This is a genomic window from Ruminococcus flavefaciens (genome assembly GCF_900116855.1).
GTDB classification, from domain to species: domain Bacteria; phylum Bacillota; class Clostridia; order Oscillospirales; family Ruminococcaceae; genus Ruminococcus; species Ruminococcus flavefaciens_R.
Genome location: NZ_UETD01000002.1, coordinates 491,002 through 506,207, shown reverse-complemented (window position 1 = coordinate 506,207; position 15,206 = coordinate 491,002). Strand labels below are relative to the sequence as shown.

Genomic DNA, 15,206 nt, shown 5'->3' with positions numbered 1-15,206 from the left:
GACACCAAAAAAATGAATTATGGATTTTTGATTATGAATTGAAAAAGGTGTGCCCGCGCAAAGAGACACACCTTCATTGCAAAAGTATTTCCCTCCGTTGGCATTATCCAAATCAGGTAAGGTCGGAGTTTACAACTCCCTCTCAGCCTGTTCACAAGCTCCCTTTTTTATAATTATACCACTTTTATATGAATTGTCAAGAGATATCGGCTCCCCATTTGCTGAATTATTTTGAAAGGATTCAGCGGGATGGAGCACCGTTTTTTTATGCTGATTAAAGAAAATTAATAAAATATACTTGATTTGACAGGCGATTTTTGGTAAAATCAGTATATGAAGCTGGTTTCAGCTATTATATGTTAAAAACGGAGGTAAAAACTATGGACAAGAAGGCTATGTATAAAATAAGCTACGGACTTTTCGTTGTTACAGCACAGAGAGACGGCAGAGATAACGGATGTATCACAAATACCCTTGCTCAGGTGACTTCGGCTCCCAACAGGGTAAGTCTTACTGTTGCAAAGACCAATTTCACGCATGACATGATAATGGATTCAGGAGCATTTACAGCTTCCGTTATAAGTACTGATGCTGATTTTGAGCTGTTCAGGCATTTCGGTTTTCAGTCGGGCAGGGACGTGGACAAGTTTGCGGACTTTGCCGACTGTAAGCGCGCAGAGAACGGCACACTCATCATAACCAAGGGCACAAATGCCTTTATCTCGGGCAAGGTCTGTCAGACTCTTGACCTGGGCACACATACCATGTTCATCGCAGATGTTACTGATATGGAGGTGCTCTCCGATGCACCCTCAGCTACATATGAATACTATCAGAGCAGTATCAAGCCAAAGCCCGAGGCTGTGGGTACTGCGTCCGACGGTCAGACTATCTGGAGATGCGTTATCTGCGGCTATGAATATGTGGGCGAGGAGCTTCCCGAGGACTTCATTTGTCCTATATGCAAGCACGGCGCTTCCGACTTTGAGAAGGTGACCAAGGCTTCCGACAAGGACATGGTCCCCGTTGGAAAGACCGAGGGCGGTCAGACTATCTGGAGATGTACAGTATGCGGATACGAGTATATTGGCGACGAGCTCCCCGAGGGCTTTGAGTGTCCTCTCTGCGGAGTCGGCGCGGATATGTTCGAGAAGATAAGCGAGGCTCCTGCCGAGAGCACTTCCGCCAATAAGTACGCAGGCACAAAGACCGAAAAGAACCTCCTTGAGGCTTTTGCAGGAGAGTCGCAGGCAAGAAACAAGTACACATATTATGCTTCTGTTGCAAAGAAGAACGGCTATGAGCAGATAGCTGCCCTGTTCCTCCAGACTGCGGAAAATGAAAAGGAACACGCAAAGCTGTGGTTCAAGGCTCTGGGCGGTATCGGAACTACTGCGGAAAATCTTCTCCATGCAGCTGAGGGCGAGAACTTCGAGTGGACAGATATGTATGAGAGAATGGCAAGAGAAGCCGATGAGGAAGGCTTCCATGACCTCGCAGAGCAGTTCCGCGGCGTCGGTGCCATCGAAAAGCACCATGAGGAGCGTTATCGTGCTCTGCTCCACAACGTTGAAGCTATGGAGGTGTTCAGAAAGAGCGGCGTGACTATGTGGGAATGCCGCAACTGCGGTCACATCGTCATAGGTACGGAGGCTCCCGAGGTTTGCCCTGTTTGCTTCCACCCCCAGAGCTACTTCGAGGTGAGAAAGGAAAACTATTGATAAGCCTTACAGCGCTGAATGTGCCATCTGTACGGATAATAAACTAAAAAGGTAATTACTTGAATGGAACAAACTAAAAAATACAAGATATTCAACCGCGATATGATGAAATGCCTTGCCATATTCATCATGTTCTGGGGGCATCTGCTGGGCTGGGTGCTCATGGACAGGTACGACGGCGATGTCTCAAAATATTATGAGCTTCCTCTCTGGGAGCTGGTGCTTATATATACGTCGCTGTTCTGCCCGCCTGTCATGTTCTTCTTTGTCGCGGACGGCTACAAATACACCCACGACAGGAAAAAATACGCCAAAAGGCTGTTTATCTTTGCCTGCATAGCTCAGCCTTTTGACTGGCTGTGCTGTCACAAGGCTTTCGGCTGGTGGCATACAAATGTGATATTCACCCTGTTCTTCGGACTCCTTGCGGTTATGGCGTGGGAGAGCAGATTCAGGCTTTGGCAGAGGATAGGTCTCGTTCTGCTGTGTATCGGCGCAACTGCGGCGATACAGTCGGACTGGTTCCTTTTCGGTATACTGTATATACTTTTTCTGCACTGCTTCCGTGAAAAACCAAAGGCTCGCGCTATCGCTTTCTTCGGATTGTCCGTTGTCTACTTCGGAGCAAATCTGTTCAGCCTTGGTACGGTGCCAACAGTGCCTCTGCTTGTGGAGATAGCTACCATGCTGCTTATGTTCGCAGCAGCTTATCTTTGCATGACAGTGTTCTACAACGGCAGAAAAGGCAAACATCCCACATTCGCAAAGTGGTTCTTCTATATCTTCTATCCGCTGCATTACTTCATCATATGGGTAGTTGAGAGAATAGCAAACAGATAAGGTAAATCGGAATTTAACACCGAAGGTGTTAAATTCCGAAGCCCTTAGCCTTTAGCTTTTAGCCATTAGGAAGCGGCTTCGCCGCCCCTACATCAGGCTAACGGCTAATGGCTATGGGCTAACGGCTTAAATCATAATTTTGCTCCGCAAAATTATGATTTATATTAGCAGACATACAAAATACAATGCCCCGAAGCTCTTTGAAATGCTTCGGGGCTGTTTTGTTTCATATTGTCTGAATCTTTGAAAGTACAAGCTTCCTCAGAGGTATCATGTCGAATACGTCTATTTCTCCGTCACCGTTTATATCCGAATTCTCGGGGGAGGCAAGTGACTCATTCTTCAGCAGATAGCGCTGGAGCGAAACAATGTCTGCCGCAGTTACAAAGCCGTCGTTGTTAACGTCGCCTATTGTTACTGCTGTGCCTTCAAATCCGTATACCGCTATCTCAGCTATGTTGCAGAGATACTCGGCGTCCTTGTTGAGCGGATTTGTGGGAGCTCCCTCAGGTACCTCGTAGCGCACATAACGTGCTTTTACGCCTTCAAGGTTCGGAGTGTAGTTCATTCTGAATGAAGGCTTGTTCTCGACGGTGAAGACCTTTGTCCAGTTTGCGCCGTCTGTGGATACTGCAAAATATCCGCCTATCATTCTGGTTTCGTAATCACGTCTCGGACAGTATGCAATGGTTTCGATATCACATACGGTACCGAGGTCAAGTGTGACGTTTCCGCTCTGGAGTCCGTCAAAGTAGGTGTTCAGGTCACCGTCATATGCCTTGTCTGCTGATGTGGCTGTGGAGTCGTGCCATGAACGTGTACCTGTTACCTCTTTGGCAGTGAGCTTGTCATACGCAGGTCTGGTGCCCTGTCCGTGGGGAACTCCGAAAAGCTCTATCTCCGCGATATTTGCACAGTAGGAGCTGTCCTTGTTGTACTCGTTCTGCGGCTGTCCCGAGGGGACCTCGTAGCGGATATAGCGGATGGTGGTGTTCTCGGGGATGGAGGTTATGTAGTGCATTCCCGAGGATGGCTTGCCCTGCACGGTATAGAGGTTAGTCCATGTCTGACCGTCCTGTGATACCTTAAATCTGCCGTCTGTCATGCGGTATTCATAGCCGCTTCTGGGAGCATAGCCGAATGCGGTTATGTCATAGAGCTCGCCAAGGTCTGCCTGTACCCAGCCGTTGCTTACACCGTCAAAGTAGGTGGCTGTGTTGCCGTCGAATACCTTTGCGTAGTTCGTGGATGAGTCGCTGTGCCATGAGTCGGAGCCGCTGAGTGTCGCTGCGGAAAGATCTATCTTGTCAGTAAGGTCAATGCCGCCCTTTACTCCGTCAATGATGAAGGTGGTAACGGACTGCTTTGCAAGATTTGCCTGAAGTGCGCCGCCTGATACATTAGCATTGCCGACGTCCTTCCAGTTCTCGGAATTGCTGGTGCGGATAGTCTGTGCTGTATTGCCCAGTGCGCTGAAGCCCGAAAGATCAAATGTCAGCTGCTTGTCCGAGGAGCCGTCGTTGGTGGCTACGATAACAAGTCTGCCGCCCTTTTCGTCAAAGGCTGCCACACAGTTGTTGCTGCTCTTGAGCATGGTCATTCCCGGGCGGATGTAGCGGGAGAACTGTCCCATGGAGTAGTATTTCTTGGTGAGGATTATCCTGTCGTTGTCGTGGTCGGCAACTGCAAGTCCCCAGTAGCCGCCCTGTGTATTTACCATGCCCTTGTCCTTGTTGCCGTTCATGCCGACTTTTGAGATATGGTTGTCGATTACCTGCCATAGTATCCACGCTGAGGAGTTGAGTCCGTTGAGGTCGGTGGTTATGCGGTCTGCCAGCCAGAGGCCTGCGCCCATTTCTCCTGCGTTGGTGCCTGCTGTTGAGCCGCCGTCCACCTCACTCATCCACAGGTTCCTGCCTGCCTTTATGGCGGTGTCCTTGAGCTGGCTGCGCTGGCTGCCGCCGTAGGTGTGGGTGTCTATTCGTCCGATGAGGGACTTGGTGGTGTCGGACATCTTGTTCCATGAGGTTATCTGGGTGTCTATGATGGATTCGTCGCAGGCGCTGATGATTATATTGTTCAGTCCGCGTTTTTGCAGGGACTTTGCAAGCTCCTGATATATCTTGTCCATTGAGCCGCCCTGATCGAAATGACAGCCCTCCTGCTTATTGCTGAAAGCTCCCCAGTAGTTCGTGTATGGCTCGTTCATGGGGGTTATGCTCTGGACGTGTATGCCCCAGTCGTTTTCGTAGTGGGCTGTTACCTCTGCAAGATACTCCGCAAAATCCGTGTACTTGTCATCGCGGAGATTGTTCTTGGCTGAGTCTTTTGCTCCCGTGCTGCATCCGCTGTTGGTCATATAGTAGGGGGGAGAGTTGGAGAACATCTCGACTATCATGTCATCTCCTGCCGCCTTGATACAGCGCTCAAGTACGTTCCTCTGGTTGTGGTCAGCAGACCAGTCGTAGGTGACGTTTCCGTTATTGTACTTGGTGTAGCCCGGCATATTTGAGTCGGTTCGGGTTATATGTGTATGGCTCGGGTCGTCGCCGCCGCCGATGTTGAATCTGGCGATGTTGAGTCCCAGTCCGTCGGGACTGAAAAATGTGTCCGCACACTGCTGGGCGAGACTGTCCGAATATCCCACTCGGTTTGCCCACCAGCAAAGCGAGGTTCCCCAGCCCTCAAATTTTCCTCCGTTTATGTCGTATACGTCGTAGGGCGATACCGTAACCACTGTCGCTGCCGCAGACTCACTCATGGGCACTGCTGCAAATGTTGTCGCAAATACTGTCATTGCCGCTGCTGCGGATAATATCCTCCTGAAAAGCTTCATGGAAAAACTCCTTTCTGAAATTAATACTTATTATATTATACATTAATTGTCTGCATTTGTAAACAGAAAATATGCAGAATGTGGTGATATTTTGACTTAAAAATTTTAATCTTATCACTTCGCTTTACAGACTCCCTCCGTTGTGGTATAATTTATCCATATTGAGCCGTGCATAGGCGGGTGGAGAGCCTCCACTCCCATGTTCGCGGTGTAGGTCACAGGAAGGGAAAAATTACTCCGCGTGCCATACTAAAGTCAGCCGTGCATAGGCTGCGCGAAGCGCAGCCTGACGGTTTCGGCTTCTTTCATTATGCCGCTGCGTTTTCGTAAGGTGCCGAACCCGTCGGACGCCTGCGTCCATGCACGGCGTAATGGGCGAAATTAATTCATTTGTACGAAAGGATTGTTATGAGCGCTTACGTTGAGTTCAGAAATGTGAAAAAAACATACAGGACAGGCGAGATAGAGATACACGCTCTCAGTGACGTGAATTTTGAGATAAACAAAGGTGAGTTCTGCGTTATTGTCGGTGCTTCGGGCGCAGGCAAGACCACTATCCTCAATATCCTCGGCGGAATGGACACCCTTACCTCGGGAAGCGTCCTTCTCGACGGTACGGAGATATCTGCCCTTAATAAAAAGAAGCTCACCGCTTACAGACGCTATGATGTGGGCTTCGTTTTCCAGTTCTATAATCTGGTGCAGAATCTGACAGCTCTGGAAAATGTGGAGCTTGCCGCTCAGATATGCACAGACCCCCTTGACGCGGAAAAGGTCCTTCAGCAGGTGGGACTGGGAGAGCGTATAAAGAATTTTCCTGCTCAGCTTTCGGGCGGTGAGCAGCAAAGAGTCGCTATCGCAAGAGCCCTCGCGAAAAATCCCAAGCTCCTCCTCTGCGATGAGCCTACCGGTGCTCTCGACTACGAAACAGGCAAGGCGGTTCTGAAGCTGCTTCAGGACACCTGCCGCAAAAACGGTATGACAGTGGTGGTCATTACCCACAATCAGGCGCTTACACCTATGGCTGACCGCATAATCACTGTCAAGAACGGTACCGTTTCGAGTGTGCGTATGAACGATAATATCGTTGATATCGCGGATATAGAGTGGTGACGGTATGGGTTCGGCTATAAGAAAAACTACTCTCCGCGAAATAAAAGGCACATTCGGGCGTTTTTTTGCTATAATGGCGATAATCGCTCTCGGTGTTGGCTTCTTTACGGGGGTAAGGATAACCACTCCTGCTATGGTGAATACCGTAAGCGGCTTTATGAATGAGAAACAGTTCTACGATTACAGACTCCTGTCCTCTCTGGGCTGGCAGGAGGAGGATATCGCGGACTTCCGCAGCCGTCCCGATGTGAGAAGTGCAGAGGGAGCTTACAGTCTCGATATCCTCACCGCAGGAGAAAGAGAACACGTTCTCAGGGCACATTCACTTACAAAGGATATCAACGGTATCAGGCTCACAAAGGGCAGAATGCCCGAGGCTCCCGATGAATGTATCGTGGACGGTGACAAAGAGGGCTTCGATATCGGCAAGGTCTTTACCGTGTCGGGGGAGAACTCAGAAAGAGTCAGAAATGCTCTTAAAGCTGACAAGCTGAAGATCGTGGGAGTGTGTGACTCATCATTGTATATCAACTTCGAGCGGGGCACCACCTCTGTCGGGAACGGCGAGATAACCGCTTTCATTTACCTTCCCGAGGAAGCCTTCGATATGGATGTCTACACCGAGGCTTATGTTCGCTTTCAGCAGGACTATCAGCTGTATTCCGATGAGTACGACAGCTTCATGGACGGCAGAGACAAGCAGTGGGAGGATATCGCCGGTTCAAGAGCCGGTATCCGTTTTGAGCAGCTCCGCAGCGAGGCACAGGAAAAACTGGACGACGGCAGAAAAAAACTGGACGACAAGCGCGCCGAGGGTCAGCAGAAGCTTGACAGCGCAAGAGCCGACCTTGACAGCGCAAAGGCTCAGCTGGACGGACAGGCTTCTCAGCTTCAGCAGATAAAGGATATCAGTCCGGAACAGTATGCCGCAGGTATGGAGCAGTATAACGCTGCCCTTGCGGATTACGAAAAAGGGGAGACTGACTATGAGAGCTCCCTCGCGGACTTCAATAAGCAGATAGCGGACGCGGAAAAGGATATCGCCGACGGTGAAAAGGAGCTTGAAAAGCTCACCGAGCCCGAGGTCTACGTTCTGGATAGGAACACAAATATCGGTTACGCCTGCTTTGAGAGCGACTCCGAGATAGTTGCGCAGGTAGCCCGTATCTTCCCTGTGTTCTTTATCCTTGTTGCTGCTCTGGTATGCATGACCACAATGAGCCGCATGGTGGAGGAGCAGCGTACTCAGATAGGCGTTCTCAAAGCCCTTGGCTATTCCGAGGGCACGGTTATGGGCAAGTTCATGTTTTACTCGGGAAGCGCTGCTCTCATTGGCTGCGCTCTGGGTTACTTCGGCGGAACGTTCCTGTTCCCCAAGGTCATCTGGAAGACCTATGAGCTCATGTACCTGAGACTTCCAATTCCTTACCTCTTTGACACCAAGCTGGCGCTCATCGCTCTGGCGGTGTCCCTTATCTGTTCAGTCGGCACTACATGGTTCAGCTGCCGTCTGGAGCTGGCGGAGACCTCCGCAGGTCTTATGAGACCTAAGGCTCCAAAAGCAGGCAAGAGAGTACTCCTTGAAAATGTGGGCTTTATCTGGAAAAGGCTGAAATTCCTCCACAAGGTGTCTATCAGAAATATATTCCGTTACAAGAAAAGACTGTTCATGATGATACTGGGCATAGGCGGCTGTACCGCACTGCTGGTCACGGGCTTCGGTCTCAAGGACTCCATCGCAGGCTTTGCCGATACTCAGTACGGGGAGATAGAGGTGGCTGACGCTTCGGCTTCACTCAAGAATATAGGGGAGGAGCTTCCCGAGGCTCTCAGTCAGCTCCTTGACGAGAATACCGCCGATCACAGGCTTATGTACACGGGCTCGTGGGACCTGCTCTACGGGAAAAAGGTCAAGAGCGTCACCGTAAACGCTGTGGACAGCTTCGACGGTCTGGATAAATATTTCGTGCTCCGTGATATGGAGGGAAATGCTCTTGACGCTCCTGCTATGGGGGAGGCTGTGGTAAGTCACAGCATCGCCGAGAGGTATAATGTGAAAAAGGGCGACAGCATAAGGCTCCGCGACGATAATATGCGCGAGCTCAATGTGAAGGTCACGGGTATCTTTGAGAACCATGTCTATAATGTGGTGTTCATGGGCAGGGATACTATGGAAGCGCAGCTTGGCGAAAAGACGGATATCAATTATGCGCTGCTCAACTTCAGAGAGGGCGCCGATACCTATAAGACCTCGGCGGCTCTCTCCAAAAACGGCAATGTTACGGCGGTGATACTGTTCGGCGACCTTAAAGTCAGACTCAGCAAAATGATGAGCAGTCTTGACTATATCGTCCTCATCGTCATAATCTGCGCTGCGGGACTGGCATTCATCGTGCTGTATAATCTCACCAATATCAACATTACAGAGCGCGTCCGCGAGATAGCCACCATAAAGGTGCTGGGCTTCTTCCGACGGGAGACCTCATCGTATGTGCTCAGGGAAAATCTTGCTCTCACTGCCTTCGGTACTGTCGTTGGTCTGGGACTGGGGATACTTGTCCACCGCTTCGTTATGGCTCAGATAAGAGTTGATCTTGTGGATTTCAGTGTAAAGGTGCTACCAAAAAGCTTCCTGTACAGCGTTCTTCTCACTTTCCTTTTCAACTTTATTGTTGACCTGTTTATGGAGCTTAAACTTGAAAAAATTAATATGGCTGAGTCTCTTAAATCAATTGAATGATGAACTTAAATATGGTGAAATTTACTCCCTCTGAAAAAACGAGGGAGTTTTTTTGTGCAATTCTTATGAATACGCTTCGGAATATGCTCCGTAAGTTGACATTTTGTCATTATTGTGCTATTATATAAGTGAACCAAAGGGTTCGGGGGATATGGATCGATGTTTATTTCGATAAGGAGAAAATTTAATGAATTACAAGATCAAAAGAGGTGTACTCAAAAAGTACAAGGACGAGAAAGGCGTTACCGAGATCTTTATTCCCGATAGCGTCGGAATCATCGACGAGGGCGCTTTCTGCGACTGCACCAATCTTGTGAGGATACTCATGCCCGATACCGTTCAGGTCATTTCCGATACGGCTTTCAGCGGCTGTGAGAACCTTAAATGTATCGCACTCCCCGAGGGCACTTTAAGAGTTGGCTGGTATGCCTTCCGCGGCTGCCGCAGTCTCAGCGATCTGACTATCCCTTCAAGTCTTGAGGAGATAGGTAAATATGCTTTTGCAGGCTGCGATCATCTCTCATATGTAAAGGTCACCTATAAGGATAAGGTGTACAAGTTCGGTCTCCGCGGCGAGCTCAACAACGAGAGATGGCAGAAGATAAGGAATACCCTCAATTCACTTAATGATAACATCGCTTCATAGCAAACTGCGTGCGGTAATACGCGCAGTTCAACAGAAAAAGCCAAACAGCGCTTGCTTTATGCAGGCGCTGTTTTTTGTAAGGCTGTGTCTGCGATAGATTTTCCCTATAAGACATCATAGGGTTTAGGTATTGGACAAAAACCTATAGGTATGGTATGATAAGAACACAGAAAACACAGGGAGTGAGAATATGAAAGGTTCTTACAGAGCACTGATACATTCAGAGCGAATGCGATGTTGCAGATAATGGTGACGGAAAGAATTAATAAGTGGATATGAAAGAATTATATGTGATGAAAGGTCGATAAATATGAAAACAAGAATAAAGTTATATGCAGTTCTTACTGCTGCCGCTCTCCTTACAGGCTGCGGAGCATTCAACAGCTCGGAGAGCACAGAAACAACCACAGAAAATAAGACAACCACAGCAGCTTCCGATACTACAACGGACTGCTGCGAGGATAAGGAAAATGACTGCTGCAAGGATGAGCCTGCGGACTGCTGCGGTGACAGCGCCGAGGCAGTAACACTCGGAGCTCCCGAAAAGACAAATATCAATATCGGACACCTCAACTCAACAGCTCACCTCCTTGCATTTGTTGCTGCTGAGGAAGGCTACTTCAAGGAGGAGGGGCTTAATGTTACTCTTACTCAGTTCTCCAGTGCAGCAGAGCTGGTAAACGGTATTGAATCCGATAAGCTGGACGTTGCTTTCGTTGGTTCGGTACCCACACTTACATTCCAGAGTCAGGGACATGATATTTCCATCTTCGGCGGTGCAATGACAAACGGTCACGGCTATGTTATCAAGTCGGAATATGCCGATGAGGACGAGCTTGGCGTTGAGATACTCAAGGGCAGGAACGTTGCTTCAGTCAAGAACAGCGTTCAGGACGCAGAACTCCAGATACTTCTCAAAAATGCTAATATCGGTATCGGCGAGGGCAAGGACGAGGTAAATATCGTTTACTTCGACAGCCAGAAGGACGCTTATGCCGCACTTTCAAATGCTACCATCGATGCGGCTTCAGTTTATTCGCCATACGCTTCACTGGCTAAGTCACAGGGATACAGAGTAGTCTACTACTGCGCTCATGAGGAGGCTCTCCAGAATCAGCCCTGCTGCCGTCAGATCGCCAAGACATCAGCACTTAACAGCAATCCCAATACATTTACTGCTATCGAAAGAGCATTCATAAAGGCTTATCACTTTACACAGACCGACCACGACAAGACCATCAAGGATATCAAGAAATACATCGATATTGAGAATGACCTTATCGAGACTGAGGTTTACGGAGGTTACAGCGTTTCCAGCCCCGATCCCGACAAGCAGGGTACCGTCACACTCAAGGAAACGATCGTAGATCTGGGCTATACAAACGATTACGACATCGAGCCATACTATAACACCGATATTTACAAAAACGCTCTGGCAAGTATTATCGCGGAAGGCTCTGATGATATCTATAAGGAATTAGAGGAGCATTTCAATGAGTACGAGTAATACGGCAGTTGCCAACAAGATCGAGATAAAAAATCTCACTGTAAACTACATAGAGAACAAGAAAAGCTTCAACGCACTGAATGATGTATCATTCGGCGTGGGCAGGGGAGAGTTCGTCAGCGTCATCGGCGCCAGCGGATGCGGCAAGTCAACACTCCTCAGTGTTCTCGAGGGTCTTTATTCTCCTGCGGGGGGTACTGTGCAGATAGACGGCAAAGAGCTTCACGGCACAGGTACAGAGAGAGGAGTAGTGTTCCAGCACTACTCTCTCTTCCCGTGGATGACCACAAGAAAGAATATAGAATTCGGAATCAAACAGGCAAGACACGATGTCAAGCGCAGTGAGCGCACAAGGATAGCGGATGAATTCCTCCATAAGGTGGGACTTGACGGCTTCGGCAGCAAGTACCCTTCACAGCTTTCGGGCGGAATGCAGCAGAGAGCCGCTATCGCAAGAGCTCTCGCCATGGATACGGAGATACTCCTCATGGATGAGCCCTTCAGCGCCATTGACGCTAAGAACAGAGTAGTGCTCCAAGAGCTGCTTCTGTCCCTCTGGGAAGGCGACGGCAAGGAGGAGCGCAAGACTGTTGTCTTTGTTACACATGATATCGACGAGGCTATCCTGCTCTCGGATAAGATAGTTGTGCTGACTGCTCACCCCGGTACTGTCAATGAGATAGTGCAGGTCCCTTTTGAGCGCCCCAGAAGCCGCTCGGCTCTGGTTGGCACAGAGGAGTACGGCAGGTTCAGAAACAGACTGCTGGGTCTGCTGTACAACGACATCAGAGAGCGCATCGGCGGAGACGAGGTGGTATTATGACATGGAAGAAACGCTTCCTGAGAGTAACTCACATCCTTTTCGTCATACTTCTTCTGGTACAGCTGCTTCCTGACAGGTCCACAAAGGAGGTCTTTACGGGAAAGCTGGTGGTTTTTGCAATAGGCGTTGAAGTTGTGACCCTGCTGGCAAGCTTCATCATAAAGAAGCCCCAGTCATTGTCGCTGCTGCTGGATATAGTGGGATTTGTTTACTTCCTGCTCATAGTATGGAGCCTCGCCACCGCAAAGTACAATGTGCTCAACGATATGCTTTTCCCGGCTCCCGGCAAGGTCATCGCCCAGTTCGTTGAGGACAGGCAGAAGATACTCATTAACATAAAGAGCTCCGTCGGAATAACCATTCAGGGATTTCTCATTGCGGTAGTCACAGCCGTTCCCCTCGGACTTTTTATCGGCTGGAGCGCAAGAGTCGGCGGTGCTGCCACATATATCACCAAGTTTTTCAGCTCCATACCGCCTATCGTGTATATCCCTTACGGTATAGCGCTGCTCCCCACATTCAGATCGGTATCGGTTTTCGTTATCTTCCTCGCTACATTCTGGCCTGTGTTTGCAGGTACCATGAGCGGTGTCCTCGGCGTTGACAAGAAGATCATCGACTCCGCGAAGGTGCTCAATGTCAGCAAGCCCGAGATGCTGTTCTCGGTCATACTTCCTGCGTCGCTGCAGCAGATCTTCCTCGGCTGCAATCAGGGTCTCAGCGTGTCATTCATCCTCCTCACTTCCGCGGAGATGATCGGCGCAAGGGACGGCATGGGCTACTATGTCAAGTACTATTCGGACTTCGGCGACTACACAAGGACTATCACGGGACTGCTGGTCATCGGCTTCGTAGTTATTGCAGTTACCTTCCTTTTCAACAAGCTTCAGAACTATCTGCTGCGGTGGAAAAAGTGAATACATAAGAAAAGCCTGAAAGCAGAATGGTCTGCTGTCAGGCTTGTTTTACTTATATCAGAGCTTTTTAAGGTGGCGGGACTGCTTTTTCTTGCGCTTTTCCGCGTACATCACGTTGTCCGCTTCGGTGACGAAGTAGAAGATGTCCTCGCCCTTTTTCGGCTTGGCTATGGTGCAACCGAGACTTGCACTGAGTACGAAGGGATTCTCGCCGCTTGAGTTGATCTTTGCGATATTTGCTTCAATGCGCTCGGTGAGCTGCTGTGCCATCTGCTCGGTGTAATCCGCTCCGAATACTATAAACTCATCGCCGCCGAAACGGCAGAATATCTCGCCGCCTGTGCAGGAGTCGCGGAGAACATCGGCTATGTTGCATATTGCGCGGTCGCCGATGTCGTGTCCGTAGGTGTCGTTTATTATCTTCAGCCCGTCAAGGTCGATGAACATGAGCATGATATCACGCTGTTTTTCCGTACACTCGCGGTATATGTCCTCGGTCGCCTGAACGAAGCCGTTTCGGTTGTAGATGCCCGAAAATGTGTCCTTGGTATAAAGGTTCACAAGGCGGTCCACTGCATATTCGAGGCACATGAGCTTGCGGAGGTTTTCCAGTGAGTTGCAGATGTTTATGCAGAAGGTCTCGAACATGATGTTCTGGAGCGGTATCCGTGAGCTCCGTATTGCCATGTATCCGAGACAGCGCTCGCCGAAGTGCAGGGGAGTGACGAAGTAGAATTTGCCTGTTTCGCCTGTTTTCGCCGCTGACGGGAATATATCCTTTGACTTTATCCTGCCGCAGTCCATGAACTCGCCGTTTACATAGGCGATGGGAACTGTTACCTCCTCGGTGTAGGTGGTGGGTATCCCGGGTTCAGCGCCGTTTCTGGCTGTTGAACGGTCTAATGCAAGCTCGGAGTCCCAGTTGTCACAGAGACAGAAGTAGAACTCGTCGGGATGTATCTCAACGGCGTTGCGCTTCAATGTGGCGATATAATCGTTGAAGTTGTTGCAGGCTTCGAGCTGGGTGGACATCCTGTTCAGCACAGCCATGTAGGACTGCACACTTTCAAAGTTTGAATAGTTGCGGAAGTTGAGCTCCTTTAGCGTGGTAACGTCCGAGAGCACATTATGGCAGCAGCCGCAGCTCTCTGTAAATCTGGCGGACATATTCAGTATGACATTGCGCTGCTGGGGAATGCCCTTGAAATGCTCGTTGAGTAGCTTGCAGGCAAGTCTGCCCGACATGGTAAGGGGGCGCTCGACAGAGGTGAGCTCCACCTGATAATTGTGACTGTTGTAGGTGTTGTCAAAGCCTGTCACCGCTACGTCGTCGGGGACTCTCAGTCCGTGGGCACGGAGAGCGGTAATGGCTGCGGCAGCCATTACATCGTTGGCACATATTATGGCACGGGGCATATTTGGAAGATACTCGATGAAGTGTTCCACCGCTGCCTTTCCCGAGGGAGCACGGAAGTCGCCGTAGTAAATGGCTTCCTCGCTTATATCCAGTCCGTTCTCACCAAGAACGCTGCAGAAAGCAGCAAGCCTGTCAGAGCTCTCGGAATTCTCGGGAGGTCCCGAGATATAGGCGAAATCCCTGTAGCCGTGGGTGTTTATCATGTGCTCGGTTATGCTGCGCATGGCTGTCTTGTTATCTATGCCGATATGATAAAAGCAGGGGATATACTTGTCTATGCTGACTGTGGGTATGCCTGCAAGCTTTATTTTTTCGATTATGTCATTTACAGCTTTCTGGCAGGAGAGGGTATTGGTCAGAAGTATAGCTCCGTCAAAGCAAGTGAAATCGGTGAGACTGAATATGTTGAGCTCGCCTATCTCGTGACGTGGATTGTTCATCTCGCCGCTGAATGATACGAATGCAGCTATATTGAGATCAAATTCGGCAGCTCCCGCAGCTATTCCGCTGAGTATAGCACTCTGGTAGCTCTGTCCTATCTCCTCGATGATGACGGCGATTCTCTTTACACCCATTTCACATCCCCCTTTCTCCCTTTTTGTATTTATCTGAGAAAACTCTATATATATTTTACTATATTTTTTGA

The 15,206-nt window shown here is 49.4% G+C and carries 10 protein-coding genes and 1 riboswitch; of the genes, 8 read left to right on the top strand and 2 right to left on the bottom strand.

Translation table 11 applies throughout. The annotated features are described in order from the left end of the window. Positions 1-72 precede the first annotated feature (72 nt). Positions 73-175: riboswitch (TPP riboswitch) on the bottom strand. 205 nt (positions 176-380) lie between these two features. Together rbr and DSZ37_RS02350 are read left to right on the top strand one after the other, a co-directional pair. Further along, complete coding sequence (gene rbr / locus DSZ37_RS18095; RefSeq protein ID WP_109725349.1) at positions 381-1,721, top strand: rubrerythrin; 1,341 nt, start codon at positions 381-383, stop codon at positions 1,719-1,721. 63 nt (positions 1,722-1,784) lie between these two features. Beyond that, positions 1,785-2,561 carry a TraX family protein gene (locus tag DSZ37_RS02350; protein ID WP_109725348.1) on the top strand — a complete coding sequence of 259 codons (777 nt, stop codon included), beginning with the start codon at positions 1,785-1,787 and terminating at the stop codon, positions 2,559-2,561. Positions 2,562-2,787: 226 nt separating this feature from the next. On the opposite strand, the gene DSZ37_RS02345 is transcribed toward DSZ37_RS02350, so the two are convergent. Next, positions 2,788-5,397 (bottom strand): discoidin domain-containing protein, encoded by a 2,610-nt coding sequence (locus DSZ37_RS02345; RefSeq protein WP_109725347.1) that lies wholly within the window; start codon positions 5,395-5,397, stop codon positions 2,788-2,790. 408 nt (positions 5,398-5,805) lie between these two features. On the opposite strand from DSZ37_RS02345, the gene DSZ37_RS02340 reads away from it, so the two are divergent. The 6 genes from DSZ37_RS02340 (at position 5,806) to DSZ37_RS02315 (ending at position 13,143) form a co-directional block, all read left to right on the top strand. Beyond that, a complete protein-coding gene (locus DSZ37_RS02340; RefSeq protein ID WP_109725346.1) occupies positions 5,806-6,510 on the top strand; it encodes an ABC transporter ATP-binding protein in 705 nt (234 codons plus the stop codon). A 4-nt stretch (positions 6,511-6,514) separates the two neighbouring features. Continuing rightward, positions 6,515-9,250: an FtsX-like permease family protein gene (locus tag DSZ37_RS02335; protein WP_109725345.1), complete on the top strand. Its 2,736-nt coding sequence runs from the start codon at positions 6,515-6,517 to the stop codon at positions 9,248-9,250. Between the two features lie 187 nt (positions 9,251-9,437). Then, complete coding sequence (locus DSZ37_RS02330; RefSeq protein ID WP_109725344.1) at positions 9,438-9,896, top strand: leucine-rich repeat domain-containing protein; 459 nt, start codon at positions 9,438-9,440, stop codon at positions 9,894-9,896. A gap of 310 nt (positions 9,897-10,206) precedes the next feature. Continuing rightward, the gene (locus DSZ37_RS02325) at positions 10,207-11,403 is read left to right on the top strand and encodes an ABC transporter substrate-binding protein (protein ID WP_109725343.1); all 1,197 of its coding nucleotides are present in this window, start codon (positions 10,207-10,209) and stop codon (positions 11,401-11,403) included. Then, positions 11,390-12,226, top strand: a complete 837-nt coding sequence (locus tag DSZ37_RS02320) for an ABC transporter ATP-binding protein (RefSeq protein WP_109725342.1) — start codon at positions 11,390-11,392, stop codon at positions 12,224-12,226. The genes DSZ37_RS02325 and DSZ37_RS02320 overlap by 14 nt, the downstream gene beginning before the upstream one ends. Beyond that, positions 12,223-13,143, top strand: a complete 921-nt coding sequence (locus DSZ37_RS02315) for an ABC transporter permease (protein ID WP_109725341.1) — start codon at positions 12,223-12,225, stop codon at positions 13,141-13,143. The genes DSZ37_RS02320 and DSZ37_RS02315 overlap by 4 nt, the downstream gene beginning before the upstream one ends. Positions 13,144-13,200: 57 nt before the next feature. Here DSZ37_RS02315 and DSZ37_RS02310 read toward each other — a convergent pair whose 3' ends face one another. Further along, positions 13,201-15,135: a substrate-binding and GGDEF domain-containing protein gene (locus tag DSZ37_RS02310; protein ID WP_109725340.1), complete on the bottom strand. Its 1,935-nt coding sequence runs from the start codon at positions 15,133-15,135 to the stop codon at positions 13,201-13,203. Positions 15,136-15,206 lie beyond the last annotated feature (71 nt).